This window comes from Polaribacter sp. L3A8 (assembly GCF_009796785.1).
GTDB lineage: Bacteria > Bacteroidota > Bacteroidia > Flavobacteriales > Flavobacteriaceae > Polaribacter.
On record NZ_CP047026.1, the window covers coordinates 1366711 to 1391221 of the forward strand.

A 24511-nucleotide genomic window follows, 5' to 3' on the forward strand; every position below is an offset into this window, starting at 1 on the left:
AGAAAAGTAAATAGTTACGATAACGTTTTATATAGATTTTTTTAATGCCTCAATAACGTCTTTATCCGCAGCATCTGTGGCATTAAATAAAGAAATCCCTCCGTTTTCATCTACAACAACATATCTCGGAATCCAACTAACATTTAAAAAATCGACTAAATCTCCTTTTTTCATTCCTTTTGGCAAATTATAATGCTCTCCAATAACATTGTAACGCTCCACTCCTCTCTTCCAAGATCCTTTTTTTTCATCAACAGATAAAAATAAATAAACCACCTCCGGAAATTCTTTTTGCAATGCTTTTACTTTTGGCATTCCTGCAATACAATCTCTACACCAAGAAGCCCAAACATCAATTAAAATCTTTTTTCCTTTATGTTGTACTATTACTTCTTTAAAGGTTGCAACCTCATCATTTAAATTATATACTTTTTCATTTAAAGCTTTTTCTGAAAACTCCGTAGGTTTTTCTGAATTACAACTCACAAAAATGGTTAGTAAAACTAAAATGTATATTTTTTTAAACATAAATTTATTTTTAATTTTGGACTTGTAATATATCTATTACTTACAACTTAGCCTTTATTTAAAAACAAAAATAACTACTTTTGCGTAACTATTAAAAAACCAATGACTACACAAGAACTTATTGCCCAAATTAAAAAGAAAAATTCATTTTTATGCATCGGATTAGATGTGGATTTAAACAAAATTCCATCGCATCTTTTAAAAGAAGAAGATCCTATTTTTGCATTTAACAAAGCAATTATTGATGCTACACATCATTTATGTGTTGCCTACAAACCAAATACTGCTTTTTATGAAGCGTATGGAATTAAAGGTTGGCAATCTCTAGAAAAAACCATTCAGTATTTAAATAGTAATTACCCAGAAATCTACACCATTGCAGATGCAAAACGTGGCGATATTGGCAACACATCTACCATGTATGCAAAAGCTTTCTTTGAAGATTTAGCATTCGATTCGGTTACTGTTGCGCCTTATATGGGTAAGGATTCTGTAGAACCTTTTTTAGCTTTTAAAAACAAACACACTATTATGTTAGCCTTAACTTCTAATGAAGGTGCTTTCGATTTTCAAACAAAAGAAGTAAATGGTAGAGAGTTATATAAAGAGGTTTTAGAAACTTCTAAAGGATGGGAAAACTCAGAGAACTTAATGTATGTTGTTGGTGCTACAAAAGCAGAATACTTTAAAGAAATTAGAAAAATTGTACCAAATTCTTTTTTATTAGTTCCAGGTGTTGGTGCGCAAGGTGGTAATTTACAAGATGTTTGTAAATATGGTTTATCAGAAAATATAGGTTTACTAATTAACTCTTCTAGAGGAATTATTTACGCTTCTAAAAATGAAGATTTTGCAACTAAAGCGGCTACAAAAGCAGCAGAATTACAACAAGAAATGTCAGCTATTTTAAATCAATAATTAAATGCAGGTTCAAGATCAGATAGGCAGAATATTGGAGTTAGAAAAAACACCAAAACGGATTATTTCTCTTGTACCTAGTTTAACGGAATTATTGGTAGATTTAGGTTTAGAAGATGCAATTGTTGGTATTACCAAGTTTTGTATACATCCTGCACATTTAAAACAGACCAAAACAATTGTTGGTGGTACAAAAAATATTCATATTGATAAAATAAAGGCTTTACAGCCTGATATCATTCTTTGCAACAAGGAAGAAAACAGCAAAGAAATTGTAGCAATTTGCGAAAAAATTGCACCTACTCATGTTTCTGATATTTTTACTATTAATGATAATCTATCACTTATAAAACAATACGGAAATCTATTTTCTGTAGAAAGTAACGCTTTAGAAATGATTACCGAAATCAGTCTTAAACTAACTGATTTTAAGCAATTCATCAAAAACAAAGCAATAAAAAAAGTAGTTTATTTTATTTGGAAAGATCCTTGGATGGCTGTTGGTAATACAACTTTTATCAATCATTTACTAGAATTAAACAAGTTTGATAATATCTATCAGCATAAAGAACGCTATCCTGAAGTGGATTTGGAAGAAATGAAATTAAATACGCAGCTTGATTTAGTTTTATTGTCTTCAGAACCTTTTCCTTTTAAGGAAGAACATCTCTTAGAAGCAGAAAAAAACACCTCTAAAGCAAAAGCGATACTTGTAGATGGAGAAATGTTTTCTTGGACCGGAAGTAGATTGCTAAAAGCCTTCGATTACTTTAAAACCCTACATTAAAAAAATACTCGTTTATAAAACCTTGCTAAATAAAAAAATCTCTTTGTTTTAAAATAAAGAGATTTTTTTATACCTATTATTCAGTAAAAGTTAGTCTTGCAACGCAAATACTTGTTTCAATAAAGCAGAAGTTCTTAAACCTGCTTTTTCTCTAATTCCTTTTTCTTCAACTTCAATCATTGTAAAAACACCTTTTAAAGCTTGGTTTGTTACATATTGAGTTAAATCTGGATCTACCTTATTTACAAAAGGAATAGAATTGTATTTACTTATTAAGTTACTCCAAACCTTATCTGCACCTACTTTAGAGAAAGAGTTGTTAATAACAGGACTAAAACTAGCTGTTAAGCTCTCTGTAGTTTTACCTTGCAAATACGTTGTTGCTGCATTTTGATCTCCTAAAAGAATGTTTTTAGCATCTGCAAAAGACATATCTTTTACTGCATTTACAAAAATAGGAGTCGCTGTTTTTACCGCATCTTCTGCCGCTCTGTTTAAAACTTTAATTCCTTCATCAGCTAAATTACCCAAACCAATTTTACGCAAACCATTATCTACTGCTTGTAATTCTTCTGGTAACATAATTTTTACCAAATCATTACCATAAAACCCATTGGTTGCTGTTAACTTAGAAACTTGGTTTTTTATTCCATTATCTAAAGCTTCACGTAAACCATTCCCTATTTGTTCTTGACTTAAACCAGTACTTTGTGTAACTTGATTTGCTACTTTTTGTAATTCAGCACATCCCACAAGCTGAACTGCCATTACTAAAATTAAAATTCTTTTTATCATCTTATTATTATTTATCTACTCTTTGGAAACTATTTCCCTTTAAAAGTCACTTTCTTATTTAAAAGAATCTGTTTTTTTATCGTACCCATAAGGACAATGTTTACATCCACTTTTACAGCAATATCCTCTTTTTAGGTGAAACTTTTCTGTAAACACTTTATAACCTTGTTCGTTTACATAAAAATCACCTTCCTCTAACTCTACTCTTTTATTATACACGTTGCAAAAATATCATTTTAATCCATAAAAAAAGCGTTCCTAAGAACGCTTTTTTAACTTTTATTTTTCTTGTCCTGGAGGAAACCTAGAAACAATCTCTTTTACAAATTCATTAATTCTTGCTTCCTTTTTTTCTCTATTCTGAAGTTTTAAAGCTCCAGTTCCTATTCCTTGCCAAACTAATTCTTTTTTCTGTTTATCAATAAAATCTATAAACAACGTACCTTCTGTATATTGAGAAACGTTTATATTATTATTTCTATTTCCCATCATCCAAGGATTCCAACCCCAACCATAACCGTAGCCAAAATTATTATTTTGTTGTACGTTTACTTTTTCTCTAGACTTGGTAAAAATACTTACCAACATATCTGGGTTCTCCGATTTAGAAAAACCTTGTGCTAACAATTGTGATTCTATAGCACGTAAAATTCGTTTTTTATCAATATCAGAAATTTCTGCTTTATCGATTCCTGGTTTGTAAAAAGCAAATGTTTTGTATTGATTAAAATCAACTTTATTATCATAATCTGTTGTAACTTTTATAGCATTACAAGAGGTTAATAGCACTGTACTAAACAGAAATAGGAATATTTTTTTCATGATATCTATTTTAAATTATTGAATCAGTTAACAAATCTACAATAAAACGTAAGCTAAAACAGTATTCTATCTTTCTAAAAAAGAGTAGTTAATAAGGTTTTAACACTTAAAACAAAGAGCAATAATTATGCCATTTAAAAACTAAATTTGTGATACTAAACAAATCTATTTATTTTAGACTAAACTTTTAGCCTACTATTATCTATGATTTTAATTTCTAAACACATTGTTCCGAATGGTTTTGTAGGCATCACCTTATTCCCTTTTATTTTCTTGAAAAACAAAAAATTAAAAGAAGATAAAACACTTATCAATCATGAAAGAATTCATTTAAAACAGCAAGCAGAATTATTAATAATCTTCTTCTACCTTTTTTACGGACTAGAATGGATCTTTAAATTTTTTAAGCACAAAAATGGATATATTGCCTACAAAAATATAAGTTTCGAACGGGAGGCTTATCAACATGAAAAAGATTTTAATTACATAAAAAATAGAAAGTTTTGGGCGTTTATAAATTATTTTTAAAATTAAGTATGCTTCTTTTTTTCTTCGGATGCATTACTAGCTGTAAAAAAGAGCAAAAAAAAGTTGCTGTAAAAACAAGTATTGTTGCCAAGAAAAAGGATTCTCTTGCGATGCTTCCTAAATATCTAACCAAAAATTATGTGTTAGGAAAGTTTGATTACACCAAAAACCCCGATTTTGTAATCGTTCCCAAAGAAAATTCATCAAAAAAAATATATCTAAGAAAAGAAGTATTGACTGCTTTTCTTAAAATGAAAAATGCTGCACAAAAAGAAGGGGTTACTTTAAAAGTGATTTCTGGAACGAGAAATTTTGAACATCAAAAAAATATATGGAATTACAAATGGAATGTAAAATTCAAAAATTTACCACCTTTAAAAAGAGCTCAAAAAATTCTTGAATACAGTTCAATGCCCTCTACATCTAGACATCATTGGGGAACCGATTTAGATCTTAATAGTTTATCTAATACTCATTTTTTACATGGCCAAGGAAAAAAAACATACGATTGGTTATTAAAAAATGCTGCTACGTTTGGGTTTCATCAAGTCTATACATCTAAAGAAAACGGAAGAACGGGGTATCATGAAGAAAAATGGCATTGGTCTTACACACCACTTTCTACCGTTTATTTAAAATTTTATAACGACAACGTTATCCTAAAAGATATAAACGGGTTTAAAGGACACACTTTTGCCAAAGATTTAAACGTTATTCAGGCTTATGTAAATGGAATCAATCCAACAATTTTTAAATTAAATATTTAAGATTACGTTAAAATTAGTTGATACTTTTATTAAATCCGTAAATTACACCCATAAAAACAAACATCTATTACGAATGAAACAAATAAAAACATACAAACCGACATATAAAGTACGAATTGTAACTGCTGCTGCACTTTTTGACGGTCATGATGCTTCCATTAATATTATGCGTAGAATTATTCAATCTACCGGAGTGGAAGTTATTCACTTAGGTCACGATAGATCTGTGGAAGAAGTAGTTAATTGTGCCATTCAAGAAGATGTAAATGCCATAGCAATTACCTCTTATCAAGGTGGTCATAATGAGTATTTTAAATATATGTACGATTTATTGCAAGAAAAAGGTGCAGGACACATTAAGATTTTTGGTGGTGGAGGCGGCGTAATTCTTCCAAAAGAAATTAAGGAGTTAATGGAGTATGGAATTACCCGAATTTATTCTCCAGATGATGGAAGAGAATTTGGATTGCAAGGAATGATTAATGACCTGGTACAAACTTCTGATTTTGCTATTGGAGACAAATTAAATGTAGATTTAAAAGAATTAGCAAATAAAGAAATTGGTAAGATTGCAAGAGTAATTTCTTCTGCAGAAAATTTCCCTGAAATTGCAAAAGCAACTTTAGATAAAATTCACACTAAAAATAAAACTTCTAAAACACCCGTTTTAGGAATTACAGGAACCGGTGGTGCTGGTAAATCTTCTTTGGTTGATGAATTGGTTCGTCGTTTTTTAATTGATTTTCCAGAAAAAACAGTCGGTATTATTTCTGTTGATCCATCAAAAAGAAAAACAGGTGGCGCACTTTTAGGCGATAGAATTAGAATGAATGCCATTAATAATGATCGTGTTTATATGCGCTCATTAGCTACGCGTCAATCTAATTTAGCATTGTCTAAATATGTTAACGAAGCTGTTCAGGTTTTAAAAGCGGCTGAGTTTGATTTAATCATTTTAGAAACTTCGGGTATCGGACAATCAGACACCGAAATTATAGAACACTCTGATACTTCTTTATACGTGATGACCCCAGAATTTGGTGCTGCAACTCAGTTAGAAAAGATTGACATGCTAGATTATGCAGATTTAGTTGCTATTAATAAGTTTGATAAACGTGGTGCTTTAGATGCCGTTAGAGATGTAAAAAAACAATATATACGTAACAATAATTTGTGGCATATTCATCAAGATGATTTACCTGTTTATGGTACCATTGCATCTCAATTTAATGATCCAGGAATGAATACTTTGTACAAAAGTATTATGGACAAGTTGGTAGAGAAAACCGGAGTAGATTTAAAATCTAAAATGGAAATTACCAAAGAAATGTCTGAAAAAATCTTTGTAATTCCGCCTGCAAGAGTTCGTTATTTATCTGAAATTGCAGAAAGCAACAGAGCGTATGATAGTAAAGTAGATGACCAAGTTGTGGTTGCTCAAAAACTATATGGAATTTATCAAACGATTCTTTCTATTACAGAAATCGATACGTCATTGCGAGGAACAAAGCAATCTCTAATTATTAAATCTGGATTAAATTCTGATGAGATTCTGTCTCTCGACTGTGCTCGAGATGACAAAGAGTTTTTAAAATTACTTCTTGCTCAATTCGAAAAAGTAAAATTAAATCTAAACCCTTATAATTGGGAAGTCATTTTAAATTGGCAAGAAAAAGTACAGAAATATAAAGACCCAATTTACACGTTTAAAGTGCGTGATAAAGAAATAAAGATAGCAACACACAGTGAATCGTTATCTCATTCTCAAATACCTAAAGTTGCTTTACCAAAATATAAAGCTTGGGGAGATTTATTACGTTGGAATTTACAAGAAAATGTTCCGGGAGAATTCCCTTATACAGCAGGATTGTATCCTTTTAAAAGAACCGGAGAAGACCCAACAAGAATGTTTGCCGGTGAAGGCGGACCAGAAAGAACAAATAGAAGGTTTCATTATGTAAGTTTAGGAATGGACGCAAAACGCCTTTCTACAGCGTTCGATTCTGTTACTTTATATGGAAATGACCCTGAAAGAAGACCTGATATTTACGGAAAAATAGGAAACGCAGGGGTTTCAATTTGTTGTTTAGATGATGCCAAGAAATTATATTCTGGTTTCGATTTAAGTCACGCAATGACTTCTGTTTCTATGACTATAAATGGACCCGCACCTATGTTGTTAGGTTTTTTTATGAATGCAGCTATTGATCAGAATTGTGAGAAATACATCATCCAAAACAAATTAGAAAAACAAGTTGAAGCTAAGTTTTATGAAATTTATGAATCTAAAGCTTTAGAAAGACCTGTTTATCAAGGTACTTTACCCGAAGGAAATAATGGTTTAGGATTACTTTTATTAGGTTTAACGGGAGATTTAGTTTTACCTTCTGATGTTTATCAACAAATAAAAAAAGACACTTTAGCGCAAGTTAGAGGAACCGTACAAGCAGATATTTTAAAAGAAGATCAGGCACAAAATACCTGTATATTTTCTACGGAATTTGCGTTGCGTTTAATGGGTGATGTACAAGAGTATTTTATCGAAAAACAAGTTAGAAACTTTTATTCGGTTTCTATTTCTGGATATCATATTGCAGAAGCTGGTGCAAACCCAATTACGCAATTGGCGTTAACATTGTCTAACGGATTTACGTATGTAGAATATTATTTGAGTCGTGGAATGGACATCAATAAATTCGGACCAAATTTATCTTTCTTTTTCTCTAACGGAATTGATCCTGAATATTCTGTAATTGGTAGAGTTGCTCGTAAAATTTGGGCAAAAGCCATGAAAAATAAATACGGTGCAAACCCAAGAGCACAAATGTTAAAGTATCATATTCAGACTTCTGGACGCTCTTTACACGCGCAAGAAATCGACTTTAATGATATAAGAACTACACTGCAAGCCTTGTACGCAATTAACGATAATTGTAATTCTTTACATACCAATGCGTATGATGAAGCTATTACAACGCCAACGGAAGAATCTGTAAGAAGAGCTATGGCGATTCAGTTAATTATCAATAAAGAATTAGGTTTAACTAAAAATGAAAACCCAATTCAAGGTGCATTTATTATTGAAGAATTAACCGACTTGGTAGAAGCTGCCGTTTTAGAAGAATTTGACAGAATTACAGAACGTGGTGGTGTTTTAGGAGCGATGGAAACCATGTATCAACGTTCTAAAATACAAGAAGAGAGTTTATATTATGAAACATTAAAACACAATGGAGAATTCCCAATTATTGGGGTAAATACTTTTTTAAGTTCTAAAGGTTCTCCAACGGTACAACCTGCAGAAATTATCCGTGCAACGGAAGAAGAAAAACAATATCAAATTCAGACTAAAGAATTGCTAAACAAAGCGAATCCGAAGAAAGTAGAAGCCCAAATTGCAATTTTACAAGAAGCAGCAATTCAGAATGAAAATTTATTTGAGAAGTTAATGGAAGCAACCAAAGTTTGTTCTTTAGGGCAAATTACAGAAGCATTGTTTAAAGTTGGCGGACAGTATAGAAGGAATATGTAAGCAGAGAACCACTTTTCATTTTTATAAAAAGTGTGTGAATCGCTTATCCCGCTTTTGGGCGGGATCTTATAGTAGTATAATAATTTTAAAATTAGCTTATTCCTGTGAAAACAGGAATCTATATGCTTTCTAATAATATTTCATAAAAATAAAAATCCGCACTAATTGTGCGGATTTTTATTTTACTAAAGTTTAAAAGCGTCAAAATTATCAGTTGAAAATACAAATCCTTTTTCTAAAAGTTTCTCTGGAAACACTTTTCTACTTTTTAAAATTAATTCTGACTCTGTTCCTATGAGTATTCCTCCTAATTTTAATAAAAATTTTGGAGTTGGTAATCCTATAAAACAGTTTAATTTTTCTCTTAATTTCTTTTGAAAATCTTTATTTCTAATTGGGTTTGGAACACACAAGTTATAAATACCTGCTTCTTTATCAATTAAAAATTCAATAGCTCTTACAAAATCTTCTTCCGTTATAAAACTTACAAACTGCTTTCCAGAACCTTGTTTACCTCCAAACCCAAACTTTGTTAACCTCTTCATAATAGGGAAAGCACCACCATTATTACCTATAACAATAGAAGTTCTAGTAATTATTTTCTTAGTTTTTGGTAGATTGAATGAATTAAAAACAGTTTCCCATTTCTTACATACATCCATAGAAAAATCTGCACCAATCTCACCTTTTTTTTCTGTCATTAATACATCTTCTGAATACCTATAAATAGTTGCTGATGAAGATTGAATGAATACTTTAGGTGGAAATTTTAATTTCTGAACCACACTACAAAGCAAATTTGTACTCTCTAATCTACTACTATAAATTACAGATTTATTAGCCTCTGTGTATCTACAATTAACAGATTTACCCGTTAAATTGATTAAAACATCTGTTCCTTCTAAGAAATTAACCCAATAATTAGTTGTTTTACCATTCCATTTTAAATAAAAAACACGTTCAGTATTTATTAATTGTTTTCTACTTAAAATATAAATTGAGTTCTTTTTGTCTTTTAAAAAATGGCTTGTTAAAAGTTCTCCTAAATACCCCGTTCCTCCAGCAATTACTATTTTCATAATTTCTATTAATTATTTTTTAATCTATTCTCTTTACTTGCTTTTCTACCTTTTAAAAAAAACAGAATAAAAGCAATCATAACAATTCCTAAATAGATAGAAAAACCACCAATTTTACTACTTAAAGTTTCTACCAAATCTGTATAATCTACCAAACCATAAATTTTGATAATTCTTAAGGCAAAGCCAATATTTAGCAAGTAAAATCCTATTTTAAAAAGTTTGTTAGTTGCCATGGCTATTTCTACTTTCTGATGAAAAATATCTAACATAAAAATTTTACTGTTTTTAAATAAATGTTGAGATACTAATGTTGTTAACCCAATACTTATTGGTAAATAAATGATGTACGCGATTAATTCTAATGAAGTGTTCATAATTATTGATTTTTAGTATTTATTTTAATTTTCTTTGGTCATTGTTCCTAAATTGATTTTCTCCCCTTTTGTAAACTTAATTTCTCTTACCATATTCATATCTTCCCATAAGTATTTGCTTCCTTTCAATCTTTTTGTCTTTCGAACTCTTCGTTGAAAAGCTCGATATTCTTTCTCTGTCGCTTGTCTTTTAGCACCTAATTCTCCATATAATTTTACCGCAGGATACTCAGAAAAACTCATTTTAAACAAAGATTTTAACCAAAACCATTTGCTGCTATTCACCGCTAAAACACAAATATTTTTATTCGTTTTTGAGTTGACCTTTAATTTTGATGCAAATTTTTCAAAATAGAATCCCGTCTGATCTTTATTTAGAAACAAAGAACCAATTGGTGTAATTGTTGGTTGATTCTCTTCATTTACAGATGCAATAGAAACATGCATATTTGCCCTAAAACATTTACTAAAATGTATTCTTATTTTTTGCCAATTTTCTATTAAGTTGACATTCATTTTTCTTCCTTTTTAAAATGTTTATGAATTAAATACACAGTGTAAATATTGATAAAATGAAGCCCAGCAATAATCAATAAAATAAAACTCATTCGGCTACTGATTTCAAGAAGAACCTCAACAGCATTATCAATTTCTTTCATGGAATGTAAACTCCAAATTGCCAAACCAAGGTTTAATAAATAATAGGCAATTCTTAGTAATTTATTAATACTGTTTCCAAAATTCAGATCATCGGGAAAGTAACTTAGTATGTAGACTTTTCCGTTTTTGTAACACCAATTACCAACTAGAATCACAATAGTACTTGATAATAAAATATATAATATGTATGTGAGTTGGTTCATGTTTTTTTGTGTATTGATTCTAAAATATAAGTCCAGAAAACTGAAAGCAGAATTGGAACCGCAACTACTAAAAATAGAAAAAGAGATTTTAAGTTACTATCACTATAATTTTCTGCTATGAGATAGCTTGTCAGAAAATAAAATAGTACAATTAATAAATACATAACTATTTCTTTTACTTTTTGACTTCCTACTTTTTTAATAAAAAACAACGTTACTAAAAAGGAAATTATTTGATAAATGCCTAACACAAAAGCTATATACATTGAATATATAAACATCTCATTTTCAAATACTGATACTAGCAAGGTTAACAAAAAAGGAAACATTAAAATTCTGTTAATCCAAGTCATTATTGAGTTTGTTATTTTCATAATATTTATTTTAGAACTTTCAGAAATATTTGAAAGTTTATTTGCAAATTTTTTTACTTTTTTATCATTTTTGTAAAATTAGACAACAACCAGTGTTCATCAGCTTTTATTGCTGTTTCTAACATACCATTTACTTTTGTGGTTACAGAAGATAAATCGCTTAATACTTTTTTAAATTGCATTCCATCTTCTGTAGCATCATCTACTTTTTGTAAATCTTCTAACACCTTTAAAACAGGTTCAATTTCTCTTTTCTTACGTTCTTTTGTAATTTGTTTAAACAATTCCCAAATATCTTTATCTGCCACAAAAAACTCCTTGCGCTCCCCTACTACAAACTCTTTGGTTACAATTCCCCAATCTATTAAAGCACGAACATTCATATTTACGTTTCCACGAGAAATTTGTAAAGTATCCATAATTTCTTCAGCAGAAAGTGGTTTTGTAGAAATTAATAACAAAGCATGTACTTGTGCCATTGTTTTATTAATTCCCCAAGAAGTTGCTAAACTTCCCCAAGTCTGAATGTATTTATTTTTTGCTTCTTCTAATTCCATACATCAAATGTACAACTATTTTCTAAACTTTCAATAATATTTGAAAATTAAATAACTTTATAATTTAGAGATTAATTATTATCTTTCATTTAAAATAGAATTACATGAAATTATTAGGAGTTGGCTCTAGAATAGAGCATTCAGAATTTGGTTTAGGTGTTGTAACAAACGTAACGAGTAAGCATTATTGGGTAACTTTTATAAAAGACGGATTAGAAACCATAGCTATAGACAGCGATTTTGAAGTAATTGAAGCTGTTGAAGATGAAGTTGATACCGTAAGTTTTTATGAAGTAGAAAAATCTTTAAAAGCAATTTTACAAAAATGGTCTGATGTTACAGAGATTTCACCTATTGCAGACAAATGGAAAAAAGGAACTTTAATTTTTCAGCCAGAAGACACAAGCCAATCAAGTAAAGAAATACCTATTGATACCTTTTTTCATAAAATTGTAATGGTTAGAGATCGAATTAGAGTCATGGAGCAAAAGATAAATGCCAGTAAAACTTTAGACGACCAAGATAAAATAGATTTACAACAATACATTACTAGAATTTATGGCAGTTTAACTACATTTAATGTACTTTTTAAAGTAAAATCTGATCATTTTGTGGGAGAAAGATCTAAATAATGCATCTTTTTAAGTTAAAAATTGTCCATTATAAAAACAAAAATGGACAATCATCTTTTAAAAATAGCTTTTTATCATCAATTAAAATCAGGAAGAAAAGCTTTAAAGAAGAACTCTTTCAAAATTGCTTTTTATCATTTTGAAAACGCACACATTCTTGGGCAAAATCATATAATTAGATACACTGTTTGTCATTATTGGATGTTTCTTTTTGGAATAAAAAATAGAAATCTAAAAGAAATAATTGGACAAGCTCTAAGAATAATTGCTTCTCTTCTGTTTACTTATATTTGGATTCCTAAGGGAAATACAGGAGGATCAAACATTTCTGCTATCAAAAAAATGCCTATTAGAAAAGAATTAAAAAAATACTTTTATTTTAATGCATCTTTTTAAATATTTTAAGGTCTATTAAGTGAATATTAAAAAGAATATCATGAAAAATAATAATTGTAGTTGTAATTGTGAAGGTTGTAAAACCGGAGATTGTAAAAATTGTACTTGCCAAAATTGTTCTTGTAACAATTGTAATTGCTAACATATAATGTCATTTCGAATGAGGTACAATTGAAAAATATTTTTTTATGATTCTTCCAAATTCTTCGTTCGAAATGACATTTTGAAACCAAAAATTATAATGATAACAACAAATAAAGTTTGGCAAACATATTCTGAAGATTTAAAAAATTTTATCATTAGCAAGGTAAAAAATACAACAATTGCCGATGATATTTTACAGGATACTTTTATCAAAATCCACACTAAACTGCATACCTTAAAAGACATTACTAAATTAAAACCATGGTGCTTTACAATTGCTAGAAATTCTATCTTAGATTATTGGAAATCTACAAATCAGACTTTTGAAATTGCAAATTTTGAAGCAGCAACAGAATTAATAGAACACCAGCACACAGAAAAAGATTGCCTTAAAGGTATCTTAAAAACTTTGCCTAAAAAATATAGAGACCCATTATTTTTATCAGATATTAAAGGATTAAAACAGCAAGAAGTTGCTACTCAATTACATCAAACATTATCAACAACAAAATCTCAAATACAACGTGCAAGAAAATTAATTGCACAAGGTTTTATGGATTGTTGTGGATTTGTAATTAACAAAAACGGAAACTTGGTTGGCGAAATTAAAGCAAAAGAAGACTGTAAAGTTTGTAATTAAAATTAACAAATACTTCCTTTTTTTATTAACTTAGCTGAAACAACAAAATTAACAGAATGTCTGCACTTAAAAAAGAAGATATTAGTCAAGAAGTATTTGATTTATACGATGACTACGCACATAACAAAATAGATAGAAAAGTTTTTTTACAAAAACTTTCTTTATTTGCGGTAGGTGCTATTACACTACCTGCTTTATTAAGTTTTATTTCTCCTAATTATCTAGACTCTATTGTTGTAAAACCTACAGACCCCAGATTAATCACAGAAACCATACATTACGCTTCGCCAAAAGGAGGTTTAAAAATGACAGGATTACTCGCAACGCCAAAAGAAGCTACAAGTAAATTACCGGGTATTATTGTGGTTCATGAAAACAGAGGATTGAATCCATATATTAAAGATGTTACGAGAAGAGTCGCTTTAGAAGGTTTTATTGCTTTGGCGCCTGATGCACTTTCTCCTATGGGAGGATATCCCGGAGATGATGATAAAGGGAGAGCATTGCAAAATAAAAGAGACCAAAATGAAATGTTAGAAGACTTTATTGCAGGTTACAATTATCTAAAAGATCATAAAGATTGCAACGGTAAAGTAGCTGTTGTTGGTTTTTGCTTTGGCGGATGGATTTCTAATATGATGGCGGTTAGATTACCCCAATTAGCTGCTGCCGTTCCTTATTACGGTAGACAACCAGAAAAGGAGAATGCTGCAAAAATTAAAGCACCTTTATTATTACAATATGCTGGTTTAGACAAAAGAGTAAATGAAGGTTGGCCTGCATTTGATAAAGTTTTAACAGAAAATAATATTGAACACGAAGCTCATTTTTATCCGGATGTTAACCACGGGTTTCATAACAACACAACACCTAGATATGATGAAGCTGCTGCAGATTTGTCTTGGGAAAGAACCATTGCTTTTTTTAATAAACATTTAAAAGAATAGTTTATAATTTTATCATTACTACAAAAGCAGGAAACTATTTCACTATATTTTAATTACTTTTATCCTTTAAATATTAAAGGTGAAGAAGAAAACTCTTATTAGTAAAGAATTAGACGACTTTTACAACAAAGCTTCAGAAGAAACCAGACTAGAAAAAGGTATGGGTATTTTTGAATTTGAACGTATTAAAGAACTGATACAACAACACATATCTAAACCAAACAACACCATTATAGATGTTGGTGGCGGAACAGGAAAATATGCTGAATGGTTAGCAAAAAACAACCATACAGTTCACTTAGTAGAACCTGTTTTAAAGCATATTAAACTTGCCGAAAAGAGAGCTAAAAAGTTAAAGAAACCTTTTACAGTTACTATTGGTGAAGCTAAAAAACTACCTTTTAAAGATAATTCTGCCGATTTGGTAATTTTACACGGACCTTTGTACCATTTGCAACAAAGAGAAGATAGAGTTGCTGCAATTATAGAAGCTAAAAGAGTGTTGAAAAAAGGTGGAATTATTTTAGGTTTTGCCATTAATGCCACTGCTTCTACAGTTGTTGGCTTAATGAATGGAATGATACACGCCAACTCGTTTTTTGATATGTGTAAAGCAGAATTAACAACAGGCGTACATGATGCACCAAAAGATTTTCCTTTTTTATTGGCAGACGCATTTTATCATAAACCTGCAGGTTTAAAAGCAGAGTTTTTAGAACAAAACCTCAACTTTATAAACCTTTTTGCTGTAGAAGGAATGATTTGGCTAGACAATGAATATTTTGCAAACATGTTAGATAAGAAAAAATCGAAAACCTTAAAAGCATTACAAACCCTTACTCAAAACGATGAGTATTTGTTACCTTTTAGTCCGCATATGATGATTGCTGTTAAAAAATAATTTGCTTTCCTTTGATAAAAAAAAAGTCCTTTTATGAATAAATTACAAATAATCGGAATCGTAATTATAATCATTGGAATTATTTCGGGATGTATTTTTGTAGAAAACAACATTATTAGTACAGTATCAGGAGTTTTATCAGCTATAGGTTTAACCTTAATATTAAAATGGTTTCCTTTAAAAAAAAGATTAAACTAAATTAAGTGTCAGAGAAAGAGGTGCATTGGGGAGTTTGTATAAACTGTAAAGGAAGAGGAAAGAAAAGAAAAAGTCTTCCTAAAAAAATACGCTTCAATTATAAAATAGCCTTAGAACAATTTAACAATTCTAAAGAAAAAGAGCCTGCTCCTATTCGCCCGGAGGGACAATTACAAACCTGCTCTAATTGTAAAGGAACTGGATTATCACGTTCTAATACAAAACCTTTTGTAAACAAAAAAGACTATCCGCACGTTGCTATAATTGGTGCCGGAATCGGTGGCGTTGCACTTGCTGTTGCTTGTTTGCATCGTGGAATTCCTTTTACGCTTTACGAACGAGATAATAGTTTTAATACACGCTCTCAAGGCTATGGACTTACTTTACAACAAGCTAGTAAAGCAATGGCATCTTTAGGTATACTATCTTTAGAGAAAGGTATAACATCAACCAAGCACATCGTACACACTGCCGAAGGTAAAATCGTAGGCGAATGGGGAATTAGAAAATGGGGACGATCAGACACAAAAGCATCTCCAAAACGAACAAACATTCACATTGCAAGACAGTCTTTGCGTTTAGCGTTACTTGAGCAACTAAATGGAAGTGAGCATGTAAAATGGGGACATCAATTATTAAATTTTAATGAAACCGAAGAAGGTATAACGCTAAATTTTCAAGTAAACAACCAAATAAAAAGCGCCAAGGCGGATCTTGTTGTTGGTGCAGACGGAATTCGAAGTACCGTTAGAAAACTACTTATTGGTGATGACATAACTCCTTTACACTATTTAGGTTGTATTGTTATTTTAGGTATTTGTCCGCTAGAAAACTTAGAAAACATTGATAGCTCTCTATTAGATGCTGCAACCGTTTTTCAAACCGCAAATGGTAACGAAAGAATTTACATGATGCCTTATGATTCAGAAACCATTATGTGGCAACTTAGTTTTCCCATATCAGAAAAAGAAGCTAAAAAACTGAATTTACAAGGCGCAAAAGCACTTAAAGAAGAAGCTTGTAAAAGAACGCTGTGGCACAGTCCTATTCCTCAAATTGTAGCAGCAACCAACGAGAATTTAATTTCTGGCTATCCGGTATATGATCGAGAATTACTAAAACCTGAATTCTTAAAAAATGCAAACGCAGTTACTATAATAGGAGATGCAGCGCACCCAATGAGTCCTTTTAAAGGCCAAGGAGCTAACCAAGCTTTACTTGACGCATTGTCACTTGCTAGAGAAATATCAAAAGGCTGTACCCCTTTATCAGAATGGAAAGAAAAAGGAATTAGAAAAATGGTACTAACAACATTTGAAGCAGAAATGATAGAACGGAGTGCTACCAAAGTAAAGAGTTCTGCTAAAGCTGCTGAATTATTGCACTCTGAAATTGTTTTGTATAAAGGTGATGGTCCTAGAGGGAAACACCGAAAAACAGAAAACTAATAATCATCACCATTTTAGAATCAAAATTAAGACACCTCTCCCTTTGTTTAAAGTCTAAAAAAAGACAAATATCTATTTCAACCACTTTTCTATTCCTCTCAATCAACTAATTTTCAGCAGGGTTCTAAACATTAGAAAAAAATAATACATTTATTTGTATTTTTCATGTCACTTTTTATCAAATTATGTGTCTAATAGATTAGAACAATAAACATATAATGATGAAAAAAACACAATTCCTATTCACTTTAATATTCATTTTTTTAGTTACTATTTCTTACGCACAAAACGTGGTGTATAAAGACACAACTTATACTGTTAAAAGGAAATCAATTTATTTAGCCAAAGTAGATGTAACAAAAACTTTAAAGCCAGAAAAGGTCAATGAAATTTTTGCTATTCATAAAATAAATGAAGAAAGAATAGAAGCTGCAAAAAAAGCTAAAAAAGAAAAAAAAGCTTCTGAAAAGAAAGTAAAAAAAGCCGAAAAAGCTTTAAAAAAGAAAGTGAAAGCTCAGAAAAATTTAAGCAAAGCAAACGACAAATTAAAAAGTGGGATTAAAAAATATAATAACCTTAAAGAAAATGGTGATTTATCTCCTAACGACAACAAAAAATGGTTAGGTAAAATAGAAAAGCTAAAAAAGAATGTAACAAAAGCTGAAAAGAATTTTAAAAAATCATAAACTTTTATAGTTACACAACAATTATCATAAGACAAGGTCTGGTTTAAATAAAACCAGACCTTGTCTTATATCTATCAATTTGTAAAAGTTAAAGAATTACCTTCTCCTTTTAGGTGCTCTACTTGCTTTTTTCTTTTAAAAGTAACAACATAGAATATACATAAATCTTAGTAAAGAATATCAAATTATTGAAATAGATAAACGTGTAATAAAAAATGGTATTTTAAACTCAGACAATTCGATGAACACCAATTTATTAAAAGAGTCATTTATATATTAAAAATAAAGCAATACAATAATACTAACTGCACCTCTAAATTTATGGTTATATAAGAATTATCAGAGAAATATTATTCATCTAATTTTATTAAAAAACTGATAAAAGAATTTAAAATGGTGCTTTTTTTACTGAGAGCTCAAATAACATTATATTATTTATCATTTGTAAAATTTTTCTTCAATCTAATTTATGACCTTTGCAAAAAATAAAAATTATGAATTGGATTATTTTAGTAATCGCAGGTTTATTTGAAGTAGCATTTGCATTCTGTTTAGGAAAAGCAAAAGAAGCCACAGGTAATGAAATGTATTTTTGGTATTTAGGTTTCCTTATCACTTGTGGTATTAGCATGGTCCTTTTAATCAAAGCAACTCAGACATTGCCTATCGGAACTGCATATGCAGTATGGACAGGGATTGGTGCTGTTGGAACTGTTTTAGTAGGAATCATTGTTTTTAAAGAACCTGCAACATTTTTAAGATTATTTTTCATAACCACATTAGTAATCTCTATTGTTGGGTTAAAAGTCGTTTCGCAATAAAAAAGTAAACTTATAAAAAGCTTACATAAAGGATTCCTTTATAATAATTTTAGAGGAACTGAACAGAAACCAATTTATAAATTATTCCTTTTAGTCTTAAAATAACAACAAAAAAAAGGTCTGGTTTAAATAAAACCAGACCTTTTTTTATATCTATCAATTTGTAAAAGTTAAAGAATTATCTTCTTCTTTTAGGTGCTCTACTTGCTTTTTTCTTTCTCTTATTAAAAGGAACAGGCACTGCATCATCAAAAGTATTCTTTACTTCTTTTGCATTTTTATTCTTTTTCCAAGAATTATTTTCAGGTAATAATTTCTGTAATAAATCTTGTCTTCCAACTTTGTTCAACGTGTTTTTAATCCAATCTTTATTTTCTTTCTTATACCAAAAGAAAAATTTATGTTGGTCTTCACGCTCCTTTTTAGTCTTCGGTGTTTTAGTCGGTTTTAAAGTATACGGGTGATATCCTGAATAATAAATAACCGTTGCAACCGTCATAGGTGTTGGTGTAAAACCTTGCACTTGTTCTAACTGAAAGCCCATATCTTTGGTTTCTGCAGCTAAATTTGCCATGTCTTCCACTTCACTTGCTGGATGACTAGAAATAAAATACGGAATCAATTGTAAGTTCAATTTCTTCTTAATATTTATTTTATCGAAACGCTCTTTAAACATGTGAAAATATTTAAAAGAAGGTTTACGCATCAGCTTTAAAACAGGATCAGACGTATGCTCTGGCGCTACTTTTAAACGACCAGAAACATGTTTTGTCATTACCTCTTCTGTATACGCATCTAATTCTTTTGGATCTGCATTTTTATTGAATTCCGGCACCAACATATCATGTCTAATTCCACTTCCTATAAAAGATTTTTTAATCTTCGGATGTTTATCAACTGCTTGGTATAATTCCGTTAAAGGTTTATGAGACGTATCTAAATTAGAACAAATTACAGGCGATATACAACTAGGTGCCACACATTTGTCGCAAATAGATTGTACTTTCCCTTTCATCTGATACATATTAGCAGAAGGTCCACCAATATCAGATAAATACCCTTTAAAATCTGGCATATTTGCCACTTTATCTATTTCTCTTAAAACAGATTCCTGACTTCTACTTGCTATAAACTTTCCTTGATGCGCAGAAATTGTACAAAAACTACAACCACCAAAACACCCTCTGTGAATGTTAATAGAAAATTTTATCATTTCAAACGCAGGTATTGGTCCACGTTTGTTATATTTTGGATGCGGTAAACGCGTAAAAGGCAAATCGAAAGAACCATCAATTTCCTTTTCTGTCATGGTAGGAAACGGCGGATTAATCACCAACGTATTCTCTCCTACTCGTTGTAAAACTCTACGTGCTTTTAACTTATTAGACTCTTGTTCTATCACTTTAAAGTTAGAAGCAAACGTTTTCTTATCCTTTAAACAAGCCTCATGAGAATTAATGGTAACATCTTCCCAATCATTTACAACAGGTAATTTCTCTTTCTTTTCATTAACGTAAATAGCCGTTTGTTTAATGTTTTTTAAACTAGAAAACGGAACCCCTTTTTGCATCAATTCTACAATTTCTCGCAAAGGCTGTTCCCCCATTCCGTAAACTAACATATCTGCTTTAGACGTCTCTAAAATACCAGGTAACAACTTATCAGACCAATAATCATAATGCGTTACACGTCTTAATGAAGCTTCAATTCCTCCAATTAAGACAGGAATATCCGGAAACTTATCTTTTAAAATCTTAGAATACACAGAAGTTGCATAATCTGGTCTAAACCCTTTATCACCATTTGGTGTATACGCATCTTTATCTCTACTACGCTTACTTGCCGTGTAATTAGAAACCATCGGATCCATACAACCACCAGTAACCCCAAAAAACAAACGAGGCTTTCCTAGTTTTTCAAAATCTTGTAAATTATCGTTTACACTTGGTTGCGGCACAATGGCCACACGCAAGCCGTAACTTTCTAAAATACGACCGATTACTGCAGGTCCAAATGATGGATGATCTACATACGCGTCTCCGCTAAATAAAATAACGTCTAATTCTTCCCAACCACGAATTTTCACTTCCTTGTTTGTGGTTGGTAACCAGTCGGTTAATTGATGTCTTTTAGGTTCTTGCATAGTTTGCAAAAATACAAGAATTTTAATAGAAAAAACACTTATTTTTAGAATGTCTTTTTTTTGCTCTATTAGAAGCTATTTCCTGCTTTCACTACTCGCTTTTTTTATTCAGAAAAGAATAAAAAAGAGCTCAAACAGACCGTTCAATCAGGGCTAGACTTGTTTACTAGCTTTTTGAAAACTGAAAACGTATCTATTAAATAAATATTTTGGCTAAAGCCCTTTTCTTTATCCTTTCTAATACCCTATGGATAAATCCATAGGCAATTGATGTATTGCCAGAGATTAATCTAGAATTTTTTATTTTAAAACGAATCAATAGCAATAGGCTTCAGCCTATTGTTACATTAAAAAGTAAATTATTGGCTTTAGCCAAAACCCTAAAAAATATTAATCCTCCTCATTAAAAATATTGTTAAAAGGCAAATTATCATCTATATCGTAATCATCATAATTTACACCTGCGGATTAAAAAGTTTCTATCTGTTAATACTATAATTTCTTTCATTAAAAGATTTTTACCCATTCTGCAAATAAAACTCAAACTTGTCATTTCCAAATTTGGAGAAATCCCATAACAGTGATACCGCATCGCTAACCAAACTTTATGTAATTTCTCTCTTTTGTAAAAATGACAATTGTCTAAAAAAAATACACTTTTTTCTAGCAGACAAATTAATTACTCTACAATTAAATGCGGCACCTCATCTACATTCCAATCAATTACCAAACCACCAGCTAAAGATTTTGCTACTTCTTTTCCGTATAAAAACTCACATAAATACAACGCAGCTTCAAAAGATTTTGCACCACCGGCAGAAGTAATATATTTTCCATCGTGTACAAACAACACTTCTTTTCTAATATCTAAACCCGGAAACGTTGCTCTCATTTTATCAATATCACTCGGAAAAGTGGTAGAAACTCTATCATTTAACAAGCCTGCTTTTGCCAATACAAAAGCACCATCGCAATGAGATGTAATATAAGTAGCCTCTTTATCAACTCTTTTTACAAAACTAATCATTTCAACATCCTCTAAATCTGTATCTAAATGATGTTCTGCAGAAGGAACCACTAAAATATCTATTTTTGGTAACGAATCTTTTAGATAATTAAAATCTGGCAAAATTCTCATTCCTTCAAAAGTAGTAATTGGTTTGTCTGTATTTGCAACGGTAAAAACATTCATTGCTTTTATGTTTTCTCTAAAAATGGTGTGCTGAAAAATATCAAACGGAGCTGTTAGTTCTGTATTAAAAGTGCCTTCCATAATTAAAAAAGCAACATTATATCTGTCTTTTTCTAACTTAGGAAACGTTTTTTCTTGCTTATTTTGTTTTAGCTGCTCATCCCTTTTTTTATCTTTATTTTCAGGAACACAACTAACAAGTACTAGCAAACAAATTATATAAAGGTATTTATGCATCTTCTATTTTTTTTCAAAATTAGTGTTTCCATTTTAAAATAGCTATAATCTTTAATTTTACAATTTTCAGACTCTTTAAAAGGTACTATAACTTCTAAAAAACACAAAAACTCACAAATAGTTTAGCCCAGATTGAAGTGACATCCTTTTTGTTTTTCACAAAAAGATATAACGGAAAGCTGGAAATTGCTTCAAAAAAAATCGAAATCATTTTAACAAAAGAATTTTCATCAACTCTTTTATGTTTTGTAGTTTTAACAAAAACTAATTTACCTTTATATGAAGAAACTTTTACTCTTAACAATTTTAAGCCTTTTTTTAATAAGTTCTTGTAATTCTACCATAGAAAAAGCTCAAAAAAAAGACACTTTTGTTGCAGACAACTACACAAAAAAAGAAGTTGATATTGCAATGAGAGATGGCGTAAAGCTACACACAACCATCTACACTCCAAAAGACAATTCTAAAAAACACCCAATCTTAATGCAAAGAACTCCTTATAGTTCTGCGCCTTATGGAGAAGGAAAGATGAAAACCAAAATTGGTCCTAATGTTCATTTAATGAAAGAATTGAATATTGTGGTTTATCAAGATGTTCGTGGTCGTTGGATGAGTGAAGGCGTCTATGATAATATGCGTGCTTATCTTCCTAATAAAACAGCAAAACAATCTGATGAAGTTTCTGATACTTATGACACCATTGATTGGTTGGTGAAAAATGTAGAGAACAATAACGGAAATGTGGGGACTTGGGGAATTTCATATCCTGGGCATTATGCAACTATTTCTACTATTGATGCGCATCCGGCCTTAAAAGCAGCTTCTCCACAAGCCTGTATTGGCGATTTTTTCTTTGATGATTTTCATCATAATGGTGCTTTTATGTTAAGTTATTTTAGAGCTATTTCATTATTTGGTACTTACAAAGACACACCTACAGATTCTGCTTGGTATTCGTTTCCAAAAATGGATTCTCAAGATCAGTATCAATTTTTCTTAGACAAAGGTCCTTTAAAGAACTTGAATGAATATTTTCAGTATGATAAATTAGATGTCGCAAATACCGAAAAAGATAAAAATAGAATCGATGATTTTTTCTGGAAAGAAATTACAGAACATCCTAATTACGATTCTGTATGGCAAAGTAAAGGCATCATTAAGCATTTAGACAAAGTTCCGTCTACAGTTGCAACCATGATTGTTGGTGGAGAATTTGATGCAGAAGATTTATACGGACCATTAGAAACCTATAAAGCCATCGAAAAACATGGAAAAGAGAATTACAACACTTTGGTTTTCGGTCCTTGGGATCATGGAAAATGGGCAAGAAGTACTGTAGAAAATTATGTAGGTAATTATTATTTTGGAGATTCTATTTCTTTAAAATTTCAATCTGATATTGAAACAAAATTCTTTAACCATTTCTTAAAAGGAAATGGCGATAAAAATTCTGGTTTACCAGAAGCCTATGTTTTTGATTCTGGTAAAAAAGAATGGAAATCTTATGATGTATGGCCTCCTAAAAATACAGTAAAAGAAAATTGGTTTTTGTCTGCTAATCAAGAATTAACTTCAGATAAAAAATCAACAGAAAAAATTAATTTTATTAGTGATATAAAACATCCTGTTCCATATTCCGAAGACATTAAAACAGTTTTTACACCACGTAAATACATGACAGACGATCAGCGTTTTGCGGCAAGAAGACCCGATGTTTTGGTTTTTGAAACTGAAGTTTTAACGGAAAATTTTACTTTGGCTGGAGATATTTTAGCAAAACTAAAAGTAGCAACTACAGGTTCTGCTGCAGATTGGATTGTAAAAGTGATTGATGTTCATCCTGCGGATTCAGAAGAGAATAACCAGAAATTACAAGATCACTTAAAAATGAGTAATTATCATTTAATGGTTAGAAGCGAAGTTTTACGTGGTCGTTTTAGAAATAGTTTTGAACATCCAGAGCCTTTTATCCCTAATAAAAAAACAGACGTAAATATAAAATTACAAGACGTTTTTCATACGTTTAAAAAAGGTCATAAAGTACAAATTCAGGTGCAAAGTACGTGGTTTCCTTTAATCGATTTAAATCCACAAACCTATGTAGACAACATTTATAAAGCAGACGAAAAAGATTTTAAAACACAAACACACAGCGTTTTTACAGATTCTTGTATTGAATTTTCTGTGTTAAAATAATTC

Annotated in this window: 27 protein-coding genes; 15 read left to right on the forward strand and 12 right to left on the reverse strand. The window is 30.5% G+C overall.

Annotated features, from left to right (window positions below; genetic code table 11):
* Window positions 1-27 precede the first annotated feature (27 nt).
* Window positions 28-528, reverse strand: a complete 501-nt coding sequence (locus GQR92_RS05440; RefSeq protein WP_158838164.1) for a TlpA family protein disulfide reductase — start codon at window positions 526-528, stop codon at window positions 28-30.
* A 102-nt stretch (window positions 529-630) separates the two neighbouring features.
* Here GQR92_RS05440 and pyrF point away from each other — a divergent pair, with 102 nt between their 5' ends.
* Both pyrF and GQR92_RS05450 read left to right on the forward strand, forming a co-directional pair.
* The gene (pyrF, locus tag GQR92_RS05445; RefSeq protein WP_158838165.1) at window positions 631-1446 is read left to right on the forward strand and encodes an orotidine-5'-phosphate decarboxylase; all 816 of its coding nucleotides are present in this window, start codon (window positions 631-633) and stop codon (window positions 1444-1446) included.
* Between the two features lie 4 nt (window positions 1447-1450).
* The gene (locus GQR92_RS05450) at window positions 1451-2233 is read left to right on the forward strand and encodes an ABC transporter substrate-binding protein (RefSeq protein ID WP_158838166.1); all 783 of its coding nucleotides are present in this window, start codon (window positions 1451-1453) and stop codon (window positions 2231-2233) included.
* A 90-nt stretch (window positions 2234-2323) separates the two neighbouring features.
* Here the strand turns inward: GQR92_RS05450 and GQR92_RS05455 are convergent, their stop codons facing one another.
* From GQR92_RS05455 to GQR92_RS05465, 3 genes are read right to left on the reverse strand one after another with little or no spacing between them, the layout of a single operon-like run.
* Complete coding sequence (locus GQR92_RS05455) at window positions 2324-3028, reverse strand: DUF4197 domain-containing protein (RefSeq protein WP_158838167.1); 705 nt, start codon at window positions 3026-3028, stop codon at window positions 2324-2326.
* Between the two features lie 54 nt (window positions 3029-3082).
* The gene (locus GQR92_RS05460) at window positions 3083-3247 is read right to left on the reverse strand and encodes a DUF5522 domain-containing protein (RefSeq protein ID WP_158838168.1); all 165 of its coding nucleotides are present in this window, start codon (window positions 3245-3247) and stop codon (window positions 3083-3085) included.
* A gap of 60 nt (window positions 3248-3307) precedes the next feature.
* Window positions 3308-3850, reverse strand: coding sequence for a DUF4136 domain-containing protein (locus GQR92_RS05465; RefSeq protein ID WP_158838169.1), 543 nt, complete (start codon window positions 3848-3850; stop codon window positions 3308-3310).
* Between the two features lie 204 nt (window positions 3851-4054).
* On the opposite strand from GQR92_RS05465, the gene GQR92_RS05470 reads away from it, so the two are divergent.
* From GQR92_RS05470 to GQR92_RS05480, 3 genes are all read left to right on the forward strand, one after another.
* Window positions 4055-4378, forward strand: coding sequence for a hypothetical protein (locus GQR92_RS05470; protein WP_158838170.1), 324 nt, complete (start codon window positions 4055-4057; stop codon window positions 4376-4378).
* Window positions 4379-4386: 8 nt separating this feature from the next.
* Window positions 4387-5145, forward strand: coding sequence for a M15 family metallopeptidase (locus GQR92_RS05475; protein ID WP_158838171.1), 759 nt, complete (start codon window positions 4387-4389; stop codon window positions 5143-5145).
* Between the two features lie 73 nt (window positions 5146-5218).
* Window positions 5219-8677 (forward strand): methylmalonyl-CoA mutase family protein, encoded by a 3459-nt coding sequence (locus tag GQR92_RS05480; protein ID WP_158838172.1) that lies wholly within the window; start codon window positions 5219-5221, stop codon window positions 8675-8677.
* 185 nt (window positions 8678-8862) lie between these two features.
* Here GQR92_RS05480 and GQR92_RS05485 read toward each other — a convergent pair whose 3' ends face one another.
* From GQR92_RS05485 to GQR92_RS05510, 6 genes are read right to left on the reverse strand one after another with little or no spacing between them, the layout of a single operon-like run.
* Window positions 8863-9756 carry a TIGR01777 family oxidoreductase gene (locus tag GQR92_RS05485; protein WP_368074171.1) on the reverse strand — a complete coding sequence of 298 codons (894 nt, stop codon included), beginning with the start codon at window positions 9754-9756 and terminating at the stop codon, window positions 8863-8865.
* 8 nt (window positions 9757-9764) lie between these two features.
* Window positions 9765-10133 (reverse strand): hypothetical protein, encoded by a 369-nt coding sequence (locus GQR92_RS05490; protein ID WP_158838173.1) that lies wholly within the window; start codon window positions 10131-10133, stop codon window positions 9765-9767.
* A gap of 24 nt (window positions 10134-10157) precedes the next feature.
* On the reverse strand, window positions 10158-10649 hold the full coding sequence (locus GQR92_RS05495) for a pyridoxamine 5'-phosphate oxidase family protein (RefSeq protein WP_158838174.1): 492 nt from the start codon (window positions 10647-10649) through the stop codon (window positions 10158-10160).
* Window positions 10646-10996: a hypothetical protein gene (locus tag GQR92_RS05500; protein ID WP_158838175.1), complete on the reverse strand. Its 351-nt coding sequence runs from the start codon at window positions 10994-10996 to the stop codon at window positions 10646-10648. The genes GQR92_RS05495 and GQR92_RS05500 overlap by 4 nt, the downstream gene beginning before the upstream one ends.
* Entirely contained in the window at window positions 10993-11370 is a 378-nt protein-coding gene (locus GQR92_RS05505) for a hypothetical protein (protein ID WP_158838176.1), read from the reverse strand. Before GQR92_RS05505 ends, GQR92_RS05500 begins: the two co-directional genes overlap by 4 nt.
* Window positions 11371-11423: 53 nt before the next feature.
* A complete protein-coding gene (locus GQR92_RS05510) occupies window positions 11424-11927 on the reverse strand; it encodes a GbsR/MarR family transcriptional regulator (RefSeq protein ID WP_158838177.1) in 504 nt (167 codons plus the stop codon).
* A gap of 104 nt (window positions 11928-12031) precedes the next feature.
* Here GQR92_RS05510 and GQR92_RS05515 point away from each other — a divergent pair, with 104 nt between their 5' ends.
* The 9 genes from GQR92_RS05515 to GQR92_RS05555 all read left to right on the forward strand — a co-directional run bounded on the left by GQR92_RS05515 (window position 12032) and on the right by GQR92_RS05555 (window position 18740).
* The gene (locus tag GQR92_RS05515) at window positions 12032-12559 is read left to right on the forward strand and encodes a hypothetical protein (protein WP_158838178.1); all 528 of its coding nucleotides are present in this window, start codon (window positions 12032-12034) and stop codon (window positions 12557-12559) included.
* A 42-nt stretch (window positions 12560-12601) separates the two neighbouring features.
* A complete protein-coding gene (locus tag GQR92_RS05520; protein WP_158838179.1) occupies window positions 12602-12955 on the forward strand; it encodes a DUF3703 domain-containing protein in 354 nt (117 codons plus the stop codon).
* 241 nt (window positions 12956-13196) lie between these two features.
* Complete coding sequence (locus tag GQR92_RS05525; protein ID WP_368074172.1) at window positions 13197-13739, forward strand: sigma-70 family RNA polymerase sigma factor; 543 nt, start codon at window positions 13197-13199, stop codon at window positions 13737-13739.
* 56 nt (window positions 13740-13795) lie between these two features.
* Entirely contained in the window at window positions 13796-14686 is an 891-nt protein-coding gene (locus GQR92_RS05530; protein ID WP_158838180.1) for a dienelactone hydrolase family protein, read from the forward strand.
* 79 nt (window positions 14687-14765) lie between these two features.
* Window positions 14766-15587, forward strand: a complete 822-nt coding sequence (locus tag GQR92_RS05535; protein WP_158838181.1) for a class I SAM-dependent methyltransferase — start codon at window positions 14766-14768, stop codon at window positions 15585-15587.
* 33 nt (window positions 15588-15620) lie between these two features.
* On the forward strand, window positions 15621-15785 hold the full coding sequence (locus GQR92_RS05540) for a hypothetical protein (RefSeq protein ID WP_158838182.1): 165 nt from the start codon (window positions 15621-15623) through the stop codon (window positions 15783-15785).
* A 5-nt stretch (window positions 15786-15790) separates the two neighbouring features.
* A complete protein-coding gene (locus GQR92_RS05545; RefSeq protein ID WP_158838183.1) occupies window positions 15791-17233 on the forward strand; it encodes an FAD-dependent oxidoreductase in 1443 nt (480 codons plus the stop codon).
* A gap of 218 nt (window positions 17234-17451) precedes the next feature.
* Window positions 17452-17919, forward strand: coding sequence for a glycine--tRNA ligase subunit alpha (locus tag GQR92_RS05550; RefSeq protein ID WP_233270017.1), 468 nt, complete (start codon window positions 17452-17454; stop codon window positions 17917-17919).
* Between the two features lie 494 nt (window positions 17920-18413).
* Window positions 18414-18740, forward strand: a complete 327-nt coding sequence (locus GQR92_RS05555) for a DMT family transporter (protein ID WP_158838185.1) — start codon at window positions 18414-18416, stop codon at window positions 18738-18740.
* A gap of 178 nt (window positions 18741-18918) precedes the next feature.
* On the opposite strand, the gene GQR92_RS05560 is transcribed toward GQR92_RS05555, so the two are convergent.
* Together GQR92_RS05560 and GQR92_RS05565 are read right to left on the reverse strand one after the other, a co-directional pair.
* The gene (locus tag GQR92_RS05560) at window positions 18919-20883 is read right to left on the reverse strand and encodes a YgiQ family radical SAM protein (protein WP_158838186.1); all 1965 of its coding nucleotides are present in this window, start codon (window positions 20881-20883) and stop codon (window positions 18919-18921) included.
* 679 nt (window positions 20884-21562) lie between these two features.
* Window positions 21563-22312 (reverse strand): DJ-1/PfpI family protein, encoded by a 750-nt coding sequence (locus GQR92_RS05565; protein ID WP_158838187.1) that lies wholly within the window; start codon window positions 22310-22312, stop codon window positions 21563-21565.
* Window positions 22313-22591: 279 nt separating this feature from the next.
* Here GQR92_RS05565 and GQR92_RS05570 point away from each other — a divergent pair, with 279 nt between their 5' ends.
* The gene (locus GQR92_RS05570; RefSeq protein ID WP_158838188.1) at window positions 22592-24508 is read left to right on the forward strand and encodes a CocE/NonD family hydrolase; all 1917 of its coding nucleotides are present in this window, start codon (window positions 22592-22594) and stop codon (window positions 24506-24508) included.
* Window positions 24509-24511 lie beyond the last annotated feature (3 nt).